Consider the following 17,364-nt stretch of genomic DNA (forward strand, 5'->3'; position numbering starts at 1 on the left):
ACGGACACGACACATGACAGACATCGTTGTTCCCACACTCGGCGAAAGCGTTACCGAAGCCACCGTCGGCCAATGGCTGAAAGCGGCCGGTGACGCGGTGAAGAAGGACGAAGTCCTCGTCGAACTTGAAACCGACAAGGTGTCGGTTGAGGTTTCCGCTTCCGAAGACGGCGTTCTCTCCGAAATCGTCGCCAAAGAGGGCGATACCGTGAATATCGGCGCCGTGCTCGGCCGCCTGAATGCGGGCGGCGCCGCCGCGTCCAAGCCCGCCCCGGCCAAGGAGCCGGCAAAGGCCGAAGCCAAGGCTGAGCCGAAGGCGGAAACCAAGCCGGCCGCCGCCGCTTCGGGGGGCGCGTCTACGGATGTCAAAGTCCCCGTGATGGGCGAAAGCGTTGCCGAAGGCACGATCGCCAACTTCGCCAAGAAGGTCGGCGACAGCGTCAAGAAGGACGAAACCATCGCCGAGATCGAAACCGACAAGGTGGCGCTGGAAGTTCCCGCCCCGGCTGACGGCGTGATCCTTGAATGGCTGGTGAAGGAAGGCGACTCGGTCACCCCCGGTTCCGTCATTGCCCGGATCGGCGCGTCCGGCGCGGCCCCGGCCAAGGCGGCTGAAGCTCCGGCCAAAACCGAAGCGCCGAAGGCCGCTGCCCAGCCCGCCGCTACGGGTGACCGTCCGGTGGCGCCGTCCGTGCGCCGCATTTCCACTGAGGCCGGCGTCAGCCCGTCCGACATTCCCGGCACGGGCCGTGATGGCCGCGCCACCAAGGCTGATGCCCTGGCTTACGTCAATCAACCGAAAGCAAGCTCCTCGACCATGCCTGACACCGCTGCAAAACCACCGCGCGAAACCGGCCCCCGTGAAGAACGTGTACGGATGACGCGCCTGCGTCAGACCATCGCCCGCCGCCTGAAGGAAGCTCAGGATACGGCCGCGATGCTGACGACCTTTAACGATGTCGACATGTCGGCCATCATGGACCTGCGCAAGAGACACCAGGACGCCTTCGTCGCCCGCCATGGCATCAAGCTCGGCTTCATGAGCTTCTTCGTGAAGGCCGTGGCCAACGCGCTGAAGGAAGTTCCGGCAGTCAACGCAGAGATTGATGGCCAGGACATCATCTACAAGAACTACTATGATATCAGCGTCGCCGTCGGCACGGAGAAGGGCCTCGTCACGCCCGTCCTGCGTGGTGTTGACGAGATGTCGCTGGCCGGAATCGAGAAGGGCATTGCCGATCTCGGCAAGAAGGCCCGCGACGGCGCCCTCACCATCGGCGACCTGCAGGGCGGCACCTTCACCATCTCGAACGGCGGCATCTACGGCTCCCTGATGTCGACCCCGATCCTCAACCCGCCGCAGTCCGGCGTGCTGGGCATGCACCGCATCGAGGACCGCCCGATCGTCCGCAACGGCCAGATCGTCATCAAGCCGATGATGTATCTTGCCCTCAGCTATGACCACCGCATCGTTGACGGCAAGGAAGCCGTCACCTTCCTCGTCCGCGTGAAAGAGGCGCTGGAAGATCCCGAGCGGATGCTGCTGGAGGTTTGAGTCTGTGCTGCGGCAAGAACAGGAGCTGACCAGCGGTATCTATTGCAGGGTTCGGCTGTGTGGCATTGTCTGTGCTGTTCTGTTAACGGGAATCGCAGCGTGCCGGCACCTGCCTGCTGCGCCTGACGCAGATGCACCCACTGAAGCAAAGGTTCTCCGGGGCGAAGGTCTGGATGATCTGCTTCGCACGCAGCTTCAGGCCGGCGGTGTCGGAATTGTTGCCGGGGTTATTGACGAGGCTGGCGCTAATGTTGCGTCGGCAGGCGCCAGTGGCAGCTCGGACGGACGGCCTCTGGATGGCGATACGGTGTTCCAGATCGGTTCGGTCACGAAGGGTTTTACCAGCCTGCTGCTCGCAGACATGGTTGTTCGCGGCGAAGTGGGTCTGGACGATCCAGCTGGGGGCTACCTGCCTGATGGCGTTTCCATGCCTCGCAGGGGACGGGCCATCACTCTGCGTGATCTCGCCAACCATGTCTCCGGCCTCCCGTCGATGCCGGACAATATCGACCTGCATGCCCTGCCGGACCCCCTCGAGGCCTATTCCGAGCAGGACTTGTTTGCGTTCCTGAATGCCTACACGCCAGATCATGCTCCGGGCGAAAAGAACGTCTATTCGAATGTCGGCGTGGCGCTGCTCGGTCGTCTGCTCGCCGGGCGTCTTGGTCTTACTTATGAGGAGGCGCTGACGCAGCGCGTGCTTCACCCCCTCGGCATGAGCAGTACGTCGATCACCCTGACGCCCGATCAGGCGGCCCGGCTTGCGCCGGGTCATGACCGCTACGGCGTCCGTGTGCGGACGATGGAGATGCGCACACTGCAGGCTTCCGGCTCCTTGCGCTCAACCGTCAACGATCTCCTGAAGCTGGAAGCTGCCTACCTCGACCCCTCCGATCATCCGCTGCGCAAGGCGATGGACCTGCAGCTGCGGGAGAAGCTGGGCTGGGGCACCAACACAATGGGTAGTATCGGCCATAGCGGCGGCAAGGCTGGCTATCGGTCAGCGGTGCTTTTTGATCCGGCGCTCGGCAAATCAGCTGTCGTCCTGATGAATGCCCGCACTTACAACGATCCGATGGCCATCGCCCGCGCCCTCGTCAACGATGCCGCCATCGAGCCGCCGCCTGCGCCGCCGCCGCCGCGGCCCCGTATCGAGGTTACCAAAGCGGTCCTTGGCCGCGCCGAAGGCCGGTTCGCAACAGGGGAAGGGAAGGTCTACGAACTCGTCGTCAACGCGCCCGACGTGTTGGTGCGCTATCCGAACGGCAACATCTACGAGTTTGCGGCAGAAACAGATCACCTGCTTTTCTACACCGGCGGGAATGACGAGATCGAACTCAGCGTTGACGCATCAGGTACCGTCACGGGCCTGAAAGTGTACGGCGACGGGCGAGAAGGCGGTGGCCCTGACAACGCGCTTCGCCTGCAATGATCCGGGCGCGGATCACAACCGCGTCGCCGTCCAGCCGCGGATCAGCGCGGCCTGAAATACCGGGGCGGGGGGCGTGAAGCCTCCCGCCTCAATCATTTGGGCGACCTGTTCCGGCCCATGGGCAGCAAACTGCTTGCCATAGGCGTTCAGGTAATTGGCCCGGTTTTCCTCCGTCTGCCCCCCAAGGCGGAAGATATCCATCCAGAGGCCCATGACGCCTGCAAAGCTGGGCGCGTTATCATCCGTGCTGAGATCAACATTGATGAAGCGGGCCCCCGGCTTCAGGCGGGCGGCAATGTCTGCGAAATAGGCCTGGCGCGCGGCGGCGCCGGTGAGGAAGTGGGAGACAAGCAGGCTGGTGGCCCCGTCATGCGCCTCCACCGGTGTTTCGGACACATACGCCTCGTGAAAGCTGCAACGGTCTGCAAAGCCTTCGGCCTCGGCATGGCGGCGGGCGATGGCCAGCATGGGCCCGGAAGGGTCCACCAGCGTGAAGCGCCAGCCGGGATGGCGGGGGGCAAGATAGCGCACTTCGGCGCCCGTGCCCGCCCCGGCCACCAGGATGCGTGCCTCTTCCGGCAACGGGCTGAGATAGGCGTCGGTCAGAAGGTGCATACAGGCCTGAATTCCGCTGAGCGCGGAGAATTGGGTATCATAGGCCTTGGCATGGTCTTCACTGAACGCGCCCGAGAGCGCTAGGGACGGGCGGGGAGGGCTCATACGAAACTCCGTTAGTTACGAGATATGCTCCTCCCCTATTGCCTTTTGCCGGCGCCGGCAAGGGTTGATCGCGCGCTTGAAGGTTTCGGCCTTGTAAAATGCCGTTTAAACATGACCTTGGAACAACAGAACAAAGCCCCGATCGGAGGACTGCCATGAGCGATTCAGATTACATCCCGCCCAAAGTCTGGACCTGGAACAAGGATGCGGGCGGCCGGTTCGCCAACATCAACCGCCCGATTGCCGGCCCCACGCATGAGAAGGAGCTCCCCGTCGGCAAGCATCCGCTGCAGCTTTACTCCCTGGGCACGCCCAATGGCGTCAAGGTGACGGTGATGCTCGAGGAACTGCTGGCGCTGGGCTATTCGGGCGCCGAATATGACGCCTGGCTGATCAATATCGGCAATGGCGACCAGTTCTCCTCCGGCTTTGTCGACATCAACCCCAACTCCAAGATCCCGGCGCTGTTTGACCGGTCCACAGAGGCGGGTGTGCGCGTCTTCGAATCCGGCGCAATCCTGATGTACCTTGCCGAGAAGTTCGGCGCCTTCCTGCCCAAATCCTATCCCAAGCGCGCTGAAGCGCTGAGCTGGCTGTTCTGGCAGATGGGCTCGGCGCCTTTCCTCGGCGGCGGCTTTGGCCATTTCTATGCCTACGCCCCGGTCAAGATCCAGTATGCGATCGACCGCTATGCGATGGAAACCAAGCGCCAGATGGACGTGCTGGACCGCCATCTTGCCCATCATGAATACATGGCGGGCGACGAATACACGATTGCCGACATGGCCATCTGGCCCTGGTATGGCGCCCTCGCGCAGGGCATCCTCTATGAGGCGGGCGAGTTCCTCGATGTGGAAAGCTACAAGAACGTCCAGCGCTGGACGAAGCAGATCGCCGAACGCCCCGCCGTCCAGCGCGGCCGCATGGTGAACCGCGTCTACGGCAAGCCGGAATCCCAGCTCTGGGAACGCCATGACGCCAGCGATTTCGACACCAAGACGCAGGACAAGCTGCAGCCAGGCAGCTAGGCCGTGTTCGGACTGTTCGGGAAGAAACAAGCCGCCTTCGATCTCGCCGAGGGGAACCGCCATGTTGCGCCGGGCCTTGCCTTGCTGGAGGCCGGGAAGGGGCGCGAGCTGGCTGAGCTTTATGCCGGCCTGCCGCCGCCAGACCGTATCCATTTCCTCGATGGCCTCGGCCAGTTGTCGGAGATCGGGGCGCCCTTGCCGGCGCTGAACGATCATCCTGCGCTCTATGCCGTCGCGGGCGGGCTGCATTATGTCTGGGCCCACCGGCTGCGCGGCTTTGCCACCGCAGACCGCACCAGCGACACGCAGGTGATGGATATGGCCGAGATGGCCGCTGTCGCCGAAGACCTGCTGGAGGCGGCTGCCGAAGCAACGCCCGGTGACAGCGCGCTGCATGGCTTCCGCTTCCGCGCCATGATGCTGACCGGCGCCCCCGCTGGCGGCTTTGAGGCGGCCACAGCAGATCTGCGCGCCACCGGTGAGGCCAATGTGCTGGCCGAGCTTGCCCGGATGAACTACCTCGCCCCCAAATGGCATGGCAGCGTCGGCGAGATGCACGCGGCCGCCGAAAATGCCATGGACGGGGCGCCGAATGCGTCCTTCCTGGCGCTGAAGGCCCGCGCCTGGATCGAGGAGTGGCTCTACCAGACCGCCATGAATGATGATGAGGCCGAAATCGCCGCCTTCCGCGAGAAGGTGAAGTCTGATGCCTTCCGGGCAGAGATTGCTGGACTCGACGATCATTTCCGGCAGCGTTTTACCGCCGGGCCGGAACTCACCTTCGCCGAGGCGGGGTTTGCGCACAATAATTTCGCCGTGCTGCTCGCCCTGTTCAAGGACACCGCCCGCCTCAAGCCCCACCTTTCGGCGATCGGCGCCACGGCCTTCCAGACGCCCTGGGGCTATATCGCCGGGCGCAATGTGCCTGCCATGATTGCGCGGCTGCGCGCCGAAACCGGCCTGCCAAAACTCAAGGCCTGAGCTGCGGCGCAGCGCCCCGTTCCCTTGCCGCCGGGCCGATGCCCATATAGGGCAGGGCGAAAGAACTGAGAGGCCGCATGACGACCTATACCTCCGACGCGCGCAGGCACACATCCGACACCGCCGAGACGATGGCGGACGTCCGCTATGAGGTCGACCGGATCGACCGCCTGCTGGTCGAGATCCTGGCCGAGCGCCAGTCGATGATGGATGCCGCCGCCCGCATCAAGGGCGCCCGCGCCGCTGTGCATGACCGGGCGCGGATCGAGGATGTTGTGGCCAAGGTGAGGGCCGAATGCGCAAGACACGGCCTTTCTCCGGCGATTGCAGAGCCGGTCTGGCGCACCCTGATCGACCGCTGCATCGCCTATGAATTTGAAAGCTACGACGCGCTGCGCCTGGCTGCAGAGGCCAAATCGTAAGCCGCGCGCGCCGCCGCTTCCAGCGTCTCGCCAAGGGCTTCCTTCACCTCGCTGAGCAGCACCGAGGCATGGGCCTTGCTGGGCGCGGTCTCTGCCCGCCCCGCTTTCTCCGCCCGCTCGCAGGCCGCTGCCAGCTTCAGCGCGCCGATGCCCAGGCTTGCGCCCTTCAGCGTATGGGCCGCGTCGGCCCATTGCCGCGCCTCGCTCATCGGGTCCAGCAGGCGCGACCAGAGCTGGGCCTGTTCCCGGAAAATGCCGATCACCTCCAATGAGAGGCCGGTATCATTCCCGGTCATCGCGGCCAGATGGGCAAGGTCCAGAACGGGCAGGGGGCTGTCAGCGGACATCAAAGGCTCCTATGGGCCGGGTCAGCCTGATCGGGCGCGGTTAGCAGGGCGTTAACCTCGCTTCCGGGGAAAGATTCTTTCAACCCAGGCAGATTGCCGGGGCTGTCTCTTTCTGATAATAGCGCCGCACGGAATAAAACGGCCGCGCGCCCTTGGGTTTTACGATCATGACCGAATTTCTGATTTTCGTCCGCAACATTGTGCTGGCCGCGATCTTTGCTCTGATCGGTCTCCAGTTTGCTCCGCAGACGCCCGAAAAGGCACCCGAGGACAAGGGTGACTCATCGGTAACGCTCTCCCTGCTGCCCTGACTCGAAAAAACAGGGCATTAGCCGTCCGTCGGCGTGCAATCAGCACTCGCAGGAACCCGCAAGGCGGGTTATACATATAACATGACGGAAGCCCCCTCTGCGCGCCGGTCCGGCCGGGACGACCTCGTCCGACACGAGGCCTCGCAGAATTTTGAAACTGCGCAACATGGTGGCGGCTGGATGGTCACGCTCGCTTATGTCTCGGCTTTTCTCTGGCTCGCAGGTCTCGGCGCAGCCCTGATCGGGCTCGGCGGTATCGGCTTTGTCAGCCAGTATCCTCCCGCCCTGATTGTCGCGGCCGCCATTGGCGCCATCATCCCGGCGCTGCTGATGGTGGCGGCTGGCCAGATGGCGCGCGCCAATCGCCGTGCGGCTGCGGCCAATGCGCTGGTGCTCGAAGCGGCCGCCCGCCTGATGGCCCCGGCCCGGGAAGCGGGCCATGAGGGCATCACCTTTGCCGAGCAGATGAAACAGTCCGCCGCCGAAATCGATCACGCGATGGCCCACGCTCTCTCCGCCATGAAGGCCATGGCCGGCGAGATCGGGGACGAGCGGCTGCGGCTCGAATCTGTTTCCTATGCGGCGGCAGATAATGCGCGCGACCTGGCAGAACGTCTGGGTGAGGAGCGTCATGCCCTCGAAACCCTGGCCCGGGATCTGCGCGCGCAGGTCACCGCGATGAATGAAGCCATTCCGCGCCAGGCCCAGCTGATGGTGTCGGCTGCCCGTGTTGCCAGCGAGGAAGTCGGCCGCGCGGATGCTGCCCTGGAGCAGCGCCTGATCGCCATGCACCATGCCGGCGAGGAACTCACCCGCCGGATGGAATCCCTCGATGATCTCGCGCGCGACGCCTCTGGCCGCACCGAAGCGCTGACCTTCTCGATCAGCCGCGTCGAAGACAAGCTCGAACATTCCCGCCGCACGGTGGATGCGGCCGTCCGCGCCAGCGAAGTGGCGGCCGCGGCTGCGGCGACCACGGGCGACGCGCTGAAGAACGCGGTTTCCTCCGCCATCGAGGGCGCCCGCCATGCCAATGCCGAGATCAACGCCGCCACCCGCGCCGCCGCCGAAGAGGCCGCCCGCTCGCTGACCAAGCTGCGCGAGACCGGTGAGCAGGCCGCTTACGCCCTGCGCGCCGCTGGCCTTGCTGCCCGCCTCGAAAGCGAAGCGCTGGACCGTCTGGCCGGGCCGTACATGCCGGCAGGCTCTGCCGCCGCCGCAGCCCCGCTGACGCCGCCGGCCGTCCGCACACCGATTTCTGCGTCGCCGCCGCCCCAGCCTTTCCAGCAGGCCCAGCCCTTCCAGAATGGCCCGGCCCAGTCAGCCCGTCCCTCCGCCTACGGAAATTCCGCGATCACCCCGCCGGCCACGCCGCCGCGCCCCAGTATGGACGATGACCTCTTCGAGGCCAGCGCCGAGGCTATGATCGCCGCTGCGCGCGGCCATGAGGATCACGATATTCTCGATCCTGTCCCCTCCAACGCGGCCCGCCCATCCCCGGCCCCGCCCGCGCGGGAGCGGGATATGGACCCGCCGGTTTCCCTGCGGCGCCGGCATGATGATGCCCCGCCCGAAACGCCCCGCCGCCGCGCCTCTGACTATGCGCCCACGCCGCCCTCCAATGGCAATGGCGCAGGCGGATACAACGGCCATAACGGTAACGGCCACAGCTCCGGCAATGGCAATGGCAGTGGCCCCGCGCCCTGGCGCGAGATCATTTCGGATATCAGCAAGGATCAGGCTCCGCCCCAGGCAGACCGGGAAACCATCGCCGAAGCGGTGGTGGAGCGCCTGCAGAATTCCGGCATTCCGCTGTCGGATGCGTTCAAGCCCAAGGCCAAGCGCCGCATCGCCGAAGCTGCCCAGCGCGGCGAGAAGGATCGCCACGCCGCCACCATCGAGCAGGGCGGCAAGCAGTTTGACCGCGTCGTTCAGCGCCTGCGCGGCGATCCGCGCCTGATGGACATGGCAAAACAGTTCGTCCGCTTCGAGCGGACAGATGCCCTGGCCGCTCTGGAGCAGACCCAGAGCACCAGCCGCAATGCCAGCCCGCGCCTCGCCGCTTTCCTGCTACTGGACGCCGCCCTCTAGGCACGAAGCCTAAACGCCGACCACTTCGGTGCCGGCGGCTTCTTCCTTGATCCATTTGATGAAGGCGCGCACATCCGGCGAAAGATGCCGGCCCTTCGGCCAGACCAGCCAATAGCCGAAATCGATCGGGATCGATCCATCGGCAAACGGCGCCACCAGCCGGCCCGCTTCCAGGTCTGCCGCCGCAATCGCCTGCTTGGCCAGCGCCACGCCCCGGCCAGCGGCCGCCGATTCGATCACCAGAATGCCCTGATTGAAGCGCGGCCCCCGATTGCCATCCACCCCGCTGACGCCGTGCGCCCGCAGCCAGCTTGCCCAGTCCGGGCAGGAGGGGTCGTTCTCCGAGCTTTCATCATGCAGCAGCGTATGGTGGCGCAGGTCTTCGGGCTTGCGGATGGCGTTGGGTCCTTCCAGCAGGCGCGGCGAGCAGACCGGCAGCACCATCTCGTCCAGCAGCTTTTCCGATTTCAGCCCCTCATAATTGCCCCGGCCATAGCGGATGGCGATGTCGGCATCCGCGGTGTTGAAATCGGTCAGCGACATGTCCGCCGAAATCCAGGCCTCGATGCCTTCATTGGCGCGGTGGAAGCTCTCCAGGCGCGGGGCCAGCCATTTGGCGGCAAAGGACGGCGCCGACGAGATCATCACCCGCCCCTTGCGGGCAGGGGCCTGCATCACGCGCCCCGCTTCGGCAATCCGCTCGAACGCCTCGCGCACCAACGGCAGGCTCGCCTGCGCGGCATCGGTCAGCAGAACGGAACGCCCCGTACGCTTGAACAGCGGCGTGCCGGCAAAGTCCTCCAGCTGGCGGATCTGCTGCGAAATGGCGCCGGGCGTGACATTCAATTCCTCGGCCGCCTGCGTGAACGACAGGCGGCGCGCGGCTGCCTCGAAAGCACGCAGCGCGTTGAGCGGGGGTAGGCGATCTGAGGCGTCGGACATAAATAGTTTCTCTAAATGATCGCTGTAGGGGTTGCCCGTTGCGTCCGAGGCGTCAAGGAGGTTTTCTATATCCGTCCTTGTAGTGTCACTAATAAGAAAGATAGCGCCCATGCGCCAGTTCCCGGCCTTCTTTAACCTTGAAGGTGCCCGGATCGCCGTCTTTGGCGGCGGTGAGGAAGCGGCGCGCAAGCTGCGCCTCTTCCATGCGTCGGGCGCAGAGGTCGTGCTTGTTGGCGGCTTCGATGAGGCCGCCCTGACGGCCGAGTTTGACGAATGGGTGGACACGCGCCCGCGCAGCCAGATCGCGTCTGCCCTCGAAGGCGCCCGCCTCGCCATCATCGCGGAGGAAAACCCCGCCCACCGGGCTGAGGCCCTCGCCGCCGTCCGCGCCCGCAATATTCCTGTCAATGTCGTCGACCAGCCAGAGGATTGCGATTTCACCGTCCCCTCGATCCTGGACCGGGGCGAGATCGTCGCCGCCATCGGCTCGGGCGGCGCCGCCCCCGTGCTCGCCAAGTCGATCCGCGCCAAGCTTGAAGCGCTGCTCCCCCAGCGTATCGGAGACCTTGCCGCGCTTGCCCGCTCCCTGCGCGGTTTCGTGGGCGAGGCCATCCCCGACAAATCCGCCCGCCGCCGCTATTGGGAGCGCGCCCTGTCCGGCCCCGCCGCCGAGGCTGCCTACGCCGGAGACCTTGAGCGCGCCGAAACCCTGCTGCGCCAGCAGGCCCGCGCCGCCGGCCGCGCGCGCGGCGTCGTCCATATCGTCGGCGCCGGCCCCGGCGATCCGGAACTCCTCACGCTGAAAGCCCTGCGCCTCATCCAGGAAGCCGATGTGGTTTATTATGACCGCCTCGTCAGCCCGGAGATCATCGGCCTTATCCGGCGTGACGCCGCCCGCGTGCCCGTCGGCAAGTCGAAGGGCGATCATTCCGTCCCGCAGACGGAAATCCATGAGCGCCTCATCGCCTCGGCCCGCGAAGGTCTGCGCGTCGTGCGCCTCAAGGGCGGCGATCCGTTCATCTTCGGCCGGGGCGGGGAAGAGCTTGAAGCCGTCCGCGCCGAAGGCATCGAGGTGCATGTCGTGCCGGGCATTTCCTCCGCCCTCGGATGTGCCGCGTCTGCCGGCGTGCCGCTCACCCACCGAGACCATGCCCAGACGCTGACCTTCGTGACCGGCCATGCCAAGGCAGGCGGCGTGCCCGATCTTGACTGGCAGGCCCTCGCGCGCCCGGCCCAGACCGTGGTGGTCTTCATGGGCGTCGACACGGCGCCTGCGATTGCCGAAAAACTCGTTGCTGCCGGCCGCGCCCCCACCACGCCCGTCGCCGTCATCGAGAACGGGACACGCCCCGACGAGCTGCGCGTCTTCGGCACGCTGGCCGAGCTGCCTTTCCTGGTCGAGGAAGAAGGCATTGCCGGCCCGGCGCTGCTGATCATCGGTGAGGTGGCCGGCCTGCCCGCAGAGCAGGGACGCATCGCCTCCATCGTCACCGAAGCGTCCGGCCTTGCCTGGTTCAACCCCGACGCCCGCCAGCACACCTTCAAGGAGTCCGCCGCATGACCTCCGTTCGCCCGAAGCTCAAGCCCGAAACCCCCAAATCCATCACCGCCTGGGAAACCGCCACGGGCCGCACCGTCTGGCTGAAAGCCGATGGGTCGTGGACGGAGGATGTCACCCAGCTTGGCGTCTTCACAGGCGAGGCGGCTGAAGCGGCCCTTGCTGCCGCGCTGAAGCAGGAAGGCGCCGTCACCGATCCCTATTTCATGGAAGTCAGCGAGACGGGCGCAATCACCGGCAGGGAAACCTTACGCGAATCGCTGCGCGCGCAGTTCTCCGCAGGCGGCCTCGCCGCGTCTGAAAACGCATAGGGCACGGGCCACATGTCTGCGTCTGATCTCGGCGGTTTCACGCTCTATGGAGACCCCGTCTCTGGCAATTGCCTGAAACCCAAATGGACCGCCGATCTGCTCGGCATTCCCTACACCTGGGTGAATGTGGATGTGGTGAAGGGGGAAACCCGCACGCCGGAATTCCTGGCCATCAACCCGGCCGGCCAGGTGCCCGTGGCGCGCTGGGCCGATGGCCGCGTGCTGCCCCAGTCCAACGCTATCATGCTCTATCTCGCCGAAGGCACGGACCTCATTCCGGAAGACCGCTTTGCCCGCGCTGAGGCGATGAGCTGGCTGTTCTGGGAACAATATTCCCATGAAACCGCCATCGCCGTCCGCCGGTTCCAGAAACATTATCTCAAGAAATCCGACACCGAGATCGACCCCGCTTTGCTGGTGCGCGGCAACAACGCCCTCGGCGTGATGCAGCAGCGCCTCGAAGCGCGCGACTGGTTTGCCGGAAATGATCTCAGCATCGCTGATATTGCCCTTGTCGCCTACACGCGCGTGGCGCATGAGGGCGGCTTCGATATCCGACTTTACCCGGCAGTCGCGCGCTGGGTATCCCGCACCGAAGATGCGCTGGGCATTCCCCATGCGCAGGAGTTGTTAGTCTAATGTACAGATACGACCAGTTCGACGCCCGCATCGTTGCCGAGCGCGTCGCCCAGTTCCGGGGGCAGGTGGCCCGCCGCCTTTCGGGAGAGCTTCTGGAAGACGAGTTCAAGCCCCTGCGCCTGCAGAACGGCGTCTACCTCCAGCTTCACGCTTATATGCTGCGCATCGCCATTCCCTATGGCCAGCTTTCCCCCCGCCAGCTGCGCCGCCTGGCAGAGGTGGCCCGCGACTATGACCGGGGCTTTGGCCACTTCACCACGCGCCAGAACATCCAGTTCAACTGGGTCGCCCTGAAAGACATTCCGGACGTGCTGGAAAAGCTCGCCGAGGTGGAGATGCACGCCATCCAGACCTCGGGCAACTGCATCCGTAATACGACCACGGATCATTTCGCCGGCGCCGCGCAGGATGAGCTGCTCGATCCGCGCCCCTGGTGCGAGATCATCCGCCAATGGTCCACCTTCCATCCCGAATTCGCTGCCCTGCCGCGCAAGTTCAAGATCGCCGTCACCGCGGCCGAGCATGACCGCGCCGCCATCCGCGTGCATGATGTCGGCCTGCATATCCGCCGGAAGGACGGCGTCACCGGCTTTGAAGTCTGGGTCGGCGGCGGGCAGGGGCGCACGCCCGTCATCGCCACGCTGGTCAATCCCTTCGTGCCGGAAAGCGAGATCCTCGACTATCTGGAAGCCATCATGCGGGTCTATAACCGCTATGGCCGCCGCGACAACAAATACAAGGCCCGTATCAAGATCCTCGTCACCGAGCTTGGCGAAGCCGAATACATCCGCCAGGTCGAGGAAGAGTTCGCCGCCCAGCGCCCGCATGAGAAGATTGCGCTGACGGCGGACGAAATCGCCCGCATCCATGCCTATTTTGCCCCGCCGGCGCTGGCCGCAAAACCAGACGTTTCCGAACGCCTTGAAGCGGCCAAGGCCGCAGATCCGGCCTTCGCGCGCTGGACGCGGGTAAACCTGCATCCCCACAAGGCGCCCGGCTATGCCTCCGTCACCGTCAGCCTCAAGCCGCAGGGCATCGCGCCGGGTGACGCGACTGACACCCAGATGGAACTCGTCGCAGACCTCGCCGAAAAGTTCGGCCACGGAGATATCCGCGTCAGCCACGCGCAGAACCTCATCCTGCCGCATGTTGCTCTCGATGATCTGCCGGAAATCTATGCCGCGCTGGACGCTGCCGGCCTCGGCACGGCGAATGAAAGCCGCATCACCGACATGATCGTCTGCCCCGGCCTTGATTATTGCAACCTCGCCAATGCCCGCTCGATCCCGGTCTCGCTGGAAGTCTCGAAACTCTTCGCAGACCCGGCCTATGAGGAAGATATCGGCCGCCTGCACATCAACGTCTCAGGCTGCATCAATGCCTGCGGCCACCACCATGTCGGCCATATCGGCATTCTCGGCGTCGACAAGAAAGGCGAGGAATTCTACCAGATCCTCCTCGGCGGCCGCGCCGATGAGAAAGCCGCCCTCGGCAATATCGTCGGCCCCGGCCTCAAGGCAGAAGAAGTGCCCGGCGCCATTCACCGCGTCGTGGAGTTCTACCGGGCCCAGCGCGCGTCCAAGGACGAGAAGTTCATCGACACGCTGGAACGCCTCGGCCACCAGCCTTTCCAGGAGGCGCTCTATGCCGCTGATTAAGAACGGCGCCGAGATCGCCAATGACTGGGTTTTCGTCGCCGAGGGCGAAGCGCTGCCGGAAACGGGCTGTTTCTCGGTCAGCCTTGGCCGGTTCCTCGCCCTCAAACAGGGCCAGGAAAACGGCCCGCTGCCCGATGGCGTGCGCCTTTCCCCGGCAGACAAGGCCGAGGATCTGGAGCCTTACCTAGGGGAACTCGCCCTCATTGAGATCGATTTTCCCAGATATACCGACGGGCGCGGCTACAGCCATGCCCAGCTCCTGCGCCGCCGCTACCAGTATACGGGCGAGCTGCGCGCGGTCGGCCATGTGTTGAGGGATCAGATATTCTACATGCACCGTTCAGGGTTCGATGCTTACGAGACCGCCCGCGCTGGCCTATCTGAAGTGCTGGAAGCCTTGAACGAATACAGCGTGGTCTACCAGCCCGCAGCAGACCCTTCGGTCCCGGCCTTCCGCAGACGCAGTTGATCCGCAGGAAGGGCCCCGGCCCATGGCATTTGAAACCGAGATTCCCGAGCAGCCGGCAGCCCGGCTCGCGCGCCTCAATGCAGAGCTGCGCACGGCGTCGGCCCAGGAAATCCTCCGCGCGGCCATTTCCCGCGAATGGCCGGGCGAGCTCACCTATGTGTCCAGCTTCGGCGCCGAAAGCGTCGTCATGCTCTCCCTCATTGCCGAGGTAGACCCCTCCCTGCCGATCGTCTTCATCGACACCGGCATGCATTTCCCCCAGACGCTGGACTATAAGGATGAGGTCATCGAACGCCTCGGCCTCACCGGCGTGCGCGAGATCACGCCCAACGAGACCGAGCGCAAGGTGCTCGATCCCAAGAACATGCTCTGGAAAACCGATGCCGATGCCTGCTGCGCCCTGCGCAAGGTGCGTCCGCTGGAGCCGGCGCTGGAAGGCTTCGGCGCCTGGATCACCGGGCGCAAACGCTTCCATGGCGGCGCCCGGATGAGCCTGCCGGTGTTTGAATATGCCGATGGCCGCTACAAGGTGAACCCGCTCGCCAGCTGGACGCAGGCCGATGTCGACGCTTACCTCGCCGAGAAAAACCTGCCGCGCCACCCGCTGGTCTCGCAGGGCTATCCCTCCATCGGCTGCTGGCCCTGCACCAAACCGGCCGCAGATCCCAGCGATCCGCGCTCTGGCCGCTGGGCCGGCCAGCAGAAAACCGAATGCGGCCTCCACGTAGACCGCAACGAACGGCCAAGGGTTTTCTGATCCTTTAAAACTGTCATCCCGGCCAGAGGCGGCCTTGCCGCCGATTGAGCCGGGATCGCGGCTATTGCTGAGCCCTTCGGGCTCAGCGCCGCTGCGCCTTGCTTGTGGGGCGCTCCGTTCCTGAGCTCATCCTGAGCGAAGTCGAAGGACAAGAGCGGGTAAGCTTTACCCCCGCGCGGCAAACACAGCGCTAAGCGCAATCGCCGCCGCCGTCGCCACATTCACGCTGTCAAACCCCTCCGCCATCGGAATACGCACCGGCCGTGCCCGCGCGATCATCTCCGCCGGCAGGCCCGGCCCTTCGGCCCCCATCAGCAGCGCCACCCGCGCGGGCACTTTCAGCGAGGGCAGGGGCTCTGCATCCGCGCGCGGCGTCAGCGCCCACACCTCATAATCGGCCGCTTCGGCCGCCTCGATCAGTCCGCCGCCCGTGCCGCCCTGGCTGAAGGGCAGCCACAGCGCCGCCCCGGACGAAACCCGGATCGCCTTGCGGTAAAGCGGATCACAGGACGCCGCGTCCAGCAGCACAGCATCTGCCCCAAACGCCGCCGCATTGCGGAAACACGCCCCCACATTGTCATGATTGGACAGCTCCGACAGGAGCAACAACGTTGAAAAGCGGGGCTCATCCTGAGCGAAGTCGAAGGATAGAGACGCGCGTGCGCGCGAAGTCAGAAACTCCGCAGGCGGAACGCTCTCCCCCTTTCGCCCACATGCCAGCACCCCCCGGTGCATCGCAAATCCGGCCACCGCATCCATCACGCCCTGCGCCGCCACATAGACCGGCACCCCCGCAGGCACATGCGCCAGCATGTCGCCGAGCGGCGCCAGCCGCGTCTCGCACAGGAACAGGCTCTCCACCTCAAACCGCCCGCGCCGCAACAGTGTTTCCAGCGTCACCTTGCCTTCCGCGATAAACCGCCCGCCATGCCCGCCCGTCAGGTCGCGCTCGCGGATCGAGACATAGGCCTCCACGCGCGGGTCATCGGGGCGCTCAATGCGTATTGCCTGATCAGGTTTCATCTGCTTGTCTCTGTGGCAACCTTACGGAGCGGGGAAAATGTCGGAACCGGACACTACGCAGCCTTATGAGCAAACGCCCGCCCCGCGCAAGTCGCGCCGGCTATGGTGGATACTCGGCGGGGGCGCGCTGCTCCTCTATGTTCTGGGCAGCTGCGTCAAGGGCGGCATCGACCTTTACAAGGCCGTCACCGCCCGCAACGCGGCCACGGAGATGCTCGCCCAGCGTTTCATGGCGGAAGGTCTGCCGCCTGCGGATGATCCGGTCTATGCCCGCCGCGCCGGGGTGGATCAAGGCTCCCTCGATTCCCTCAACCGGTTCATGAAACAGTTCGGCAAGGTATCCCAGTTCACCCCCGCCGCGTGCAACATCGTCAGCAGCGCAAACTCTGATCCTGCCCAGTCGGGCACCTTCGCCAACTGCACGCTTTCTGCCACAGCAGAGCTATCCCCGGTCACCATCGCCGTGCGCTGGGTGCGGGAGGATGAGACCTGGAAACTCCTCGATTTCCAGACCCATTTCACCGACAATACCGTGCTGATCGACAAGGCCGAGAAGCTTGACCGGATCGAGGCGGGCGAGGCCGGTCCCGAAGCCGGCCCGGAATGACCCCGCCAGACCGTCCGAGGCCGGAAGTCTTCCATCGCCTGCGCCCGCCGCCCTCGCGCTTTCCCAGGGCGTTGAAGATTGCGGCGATGGTTGTCCTTGGGCTGATGGTCTTGATGTTTGCCGGCTGCGCCTGGCTGTTTGGCGATCTCATCGCCAGTTCGCTGGAGCGGGTGGAGCCCACCCGCGCGCTGATTCTCTCGGTTACGGCGGAGCGCGGCTTCGCGCCGGCGGGCGATCCCCGCCTGGCAGAGGGCGCGCAGCTCTCCCCCGAAGCGCTTGCCCGCCTCAATGCGGCCCTCGCTGAAACCGGCGGCGCCGTCTTCATCTCAAAGCCGGGCTGCACCGCCCATTCCTATCGCGGCACGGAGGCGCGGGAAGGGGATTTCGTCACCTGCCTCGCCCAGGCGGATTTCCTGAATAATGTTCAGCGATCGGCCGAAGTCGTCTGGGTCCGCCAGCGCGGCGCCTGGTATGTCGATGATTTCAGAATGCAGGACGCGCGCGCCCAATAGC

The 17,364-nt window shown here is 65.1% G+C and carries 19 protein-coding genes; 15 read left to right on the forward strand and 4 right to left on the reverse strand.

The window, feature by feature from the left end; translation table 11 throughout:
- Nucleotides 1–13 precede the first annotated feature (13 nt).
- Complete coding sequence (odhB, locus tag ACQKI2_RS05490; protein WP_427378697.1) at nt 14–1,555, forward strand: 2-oxoglutarate dehydrogenase complex dihydrolipoyllysine-residue succinyltransferase; 1,542 nt, start codon at nt 14–16, stop codon at nt 1,553–1,555.
- Nucleotides 1,556–1,559: 4 nt separating this feature from the next.
- Nucleotides 1,560–2,987, forward strand: coding sequence for a serine hydrolase domain-containing protein (locus ACQKI2_RS05495; RefSeq protein ID WP_427378698.1), 1,428 nt, complete (start codon nt 1,560–1,562; stop codon nt 2,985–2,987).
- A gap of 12 nt (nt 2,988–2,999) precedes the next feature.
- Here ACQKI2_RS05495 and ACQKI2_RS05500 read toward each other — a convergent pair whose 3' ends face one another.
- A complete protein-coding gene (locus tag ACQKI2_RS05500; protein ID WP_427378699.1) occupies nt 3,000–3,707 on the reverse strand; it encodes a class I SAM-dependent methyltransferase in 708 nt (235 codons plus the stop codon).
- 155 nt (nt 3,708–3,862) lie between these two features.
- Here ACQKI2_RS05500 and yghU point away from each other — a divergent pair, with 155 nt between their 5' ends.
- The 3 genes from yghU (at nt 3,863) to ACQKI2_RS05515 (ending at nt 6,138) form a co-directional block, all read left to right on the forward strand.
- A complete protein-coding gene (gene yghU, locus ACQKI2_RS05505) occupies nt 3,863–4,735 on the forward strand; it encodes a glutathione-dependent disulfide-bond oxidoreductase (protein WP_427378700.1) in 873 nt (290 codons plus the stop codon).
- 3 nt (nt 4,736–4,738) lie between these two features.
- The gene (locus tag ACQKI2_RS05510; protein WP_427378701.1) at nt 4,739–5,716 is read left to right on the forward strand and encodes a hypothetical protein; all 978 of its coding nucleotides are present in this window, start codon (nt 4,739–4,741) and stop codon (nt 5,714–5,716) included.
- Between the two features lie 77 nt (nt 5,717–5,793).
- Entirely contained in the window at nt 5,794–6,138 is a 345-nt protein-coding gene (locus tag ACQKI2_RS05515) for a chorismate mutase (protein ID WP_427378702.1), read from the forward strand.
- On the opposite strand, the gene ACQKI2_RS05520 is transcribed toward ACQKI2_RS05515, so the two are convergent.
- Nucleotides 6,099–6,485: an Hpt domain-containing protein gene (locus ACQKI2_RS05520; RefSeq protein WP_427378703.1), complete on the reverse strand. Its 387-nt coding sequence runs from the start codon at nt 6,483–6,485 to the stop codon at nt 6,099–6,101. The two genes, ACQKI2_RS05515 and ACQKI2_RS05520, sit on opposite strands and share 40 nt — an antisense overlap.
- 167 nt (nt 6,486–6,652) lie before the next feature.
- Here ACQKI2_RS05520 and ACQKI2_RS05525 point away from each other — a divergent pair, with 167 nt between their 5' ends.
- Together ACQKI2_RS05525 and ACQKI2_RS05530 are read left to right on the forward strand one after the other, a co-directional pair.
- Nucleotides 6,653–6,796: a hypothetical protein gene (locus ACQKI2_RS05525; protein WP_427378704.1), complete on the forward strand. Its 144-nt coding sequence runs from the start codon at nt 6,653–6,655 to the stop codon at nt 6,794–6,796.
- 81 nt (nt 6,797–6,877) lie between these two features.
- Nucleotides 6,878–8,887 carry a hypothetical protein gene (locus ACQKI2_RS05530; RefSeq protein WP_427378705.1) on the forward strand — a complete coding sequence of 670 codons (2,010 nt, stop codon included), beginning with the start codon at nt 6,878–6,880 and terminating at the stop codon, nt 8,885–8,887.
- Nucleotides 8,888–8,896: 9 nt separating this feature from the next.
- Here ACQKI2_RS05530 and gcvA read toward each other — a convergent pair whose 3' ends face one another.
- Entirely contained in the window at nt 8,897–9,829 is a 933-nt protein-coding gene (gcvA, locus tag ACQKI2_RS05535; RefSeq protein ID WP_427378706.1) for a transcriptional regulator GcvA, read from the reverse strand.
- Between the two features lie 109 nt (nt 9,830–9,938).
- Here gcvA and cysG point away from each other — a divergent pair, with 109 nt between their 5' ends.
- The 6 genes from cysG to ACQKI2_RS05565 are packed head-to-tail and all read left to right on the forward strand — an operon-like array spanning nt 9,939 to nt 15,221.
- On the forward strand, nt 9,939–11,390 hold the full coding sequence (cysG, locus tag ACQKI2_RS05540) for a siroheme synthase CysG (protein WP_427378707.1): 1,452 nt from the start codon (nt 9,939–9,941) through the stop codon (nt 11,388–11,390).
- Nucleotides 11,387–11,698 (forward strand): DUF2849 domain-containing protein, encoded by a 312-nt coding sequence (locus ACQKI2_RS05545; RefSeq protein WP_427378708.1) that lies wholly within the window; start codon nt 11,387–11,389, stop codon nt 11,696–11,698. Before cysG ends, ACQKI2_RS05545 begins: the two co-directional genes overlap by 4 nt.
- Before the next feature lie 12 nt (nt 11,699–11,710).
- Complete coding sequence (locus ACQKI2_RS05550; protein ID WP_427378709.1) at nt 11,711–12,337, forward strand: glutathione S-transferase family protein; 627 nt, start codon at nt 11,711–11,713, stop codon at nt 12,335–12,337.
- Complete coding sequence (locus ACQKI2_RS05555; RefSeq protein ID WP_427378710.1) at nt 12,337–13,995, forward strand: nitrite/sulfite reductase; 1,659 nt, start codon at nt 12,337–12,339, stop codon at nt 13,993–13,995. The genes ACQKI2_RS05550 and ACQKI2_RS05555 overlap by 1 nt, the downstream gene beginning before the upstream one ends.
- Complete coding sequence (locus ACQKI2_RS05560) at nt 13,982–14,464, forward strand: DUF934 domain-containing protein (protein ID WP_427378711.1); 483 nt, start codon at nt 13,982–13,984, stop codon at nt 14,462–14,464. The genes ACQKI2_RS05555 and ACQKI2_RS05560 overlap by 14 nt, the downstream gene beginning before the upstream one ends.
- A 22-nt stretch (nt 14,465–14,486) precedes the next feature.
- A complete protein-coding gene (locus tag ACQKI2_RS05565; RefSeq protein ID WP_427378712.1) occupies nt 14,487–15,221 on the forward strand; it encodes a phosphoadenylyl-sulfate reductase in 735 nt (244 codons plus the stop codon).
- Between the two features lie 165 nt (nt 15,222–15,386).
- On the opposite strand, the gene ACQKI2_RS05570 is transcribed toward ACQKI2_RS05565, so the two are convergent.
- The gene (locus tag ACQKI2_RS05570; RefSeq protein WP_427378713.1) at nt 15,387–16,244 is read right to left on the reverse strand and encodes a TrmH family RNA methyltransferase; all 858 of its coding nucleotides are present in this window, start codon (nt 16,242–16,244) and stop codon (nt 15,387–15,389) included.
- Nucleotides 16,245–16,281: 37 nt separating this feature from the next.
- Between ACQKI2_RS05570 and ACQKI2_RS05575 the strand changes: the two genes are divergently transcribed.
- Complete coding sequence (locus ACQKI2_RS05575) at nt 16,282–16,851, forward strand: hypothetical protein (protein WP_427378714.1); 570 nt, start codon at nt 16,282–16,284, stop codon at nt 16,849–16,851.
- Nucleotides 16,848–17,363 carry a hypothetical protein gene (locus ACQKI2_RS05580; RefSeq protein ID WP_427378715.1) on the forward strand — a complete coding sequence of 172 codons (516 nt, stop codon included), beginning with the start codon at nt 16,848–16,850 and terminating at the stop codon, nt 17,361–17,363. Before ACQKI2_RS05575 ends, ACQKI2_RS05580 begins: the two co-directional genes overlap by 4 nt.
- Nucleotide 17,364: the final 1 nt, after the last annotated feature.

The sequence above is a fragment of the Hyphomonas sp. NPDC076881 genome, from assembly GCF_050269995.1.
Classification (GTDB): domain Bacteria; phylum Pseudomonadota; class Alphaproteobacteria; order Caulobacterales; family Hyphomonadaceae; genus Hyphomonas.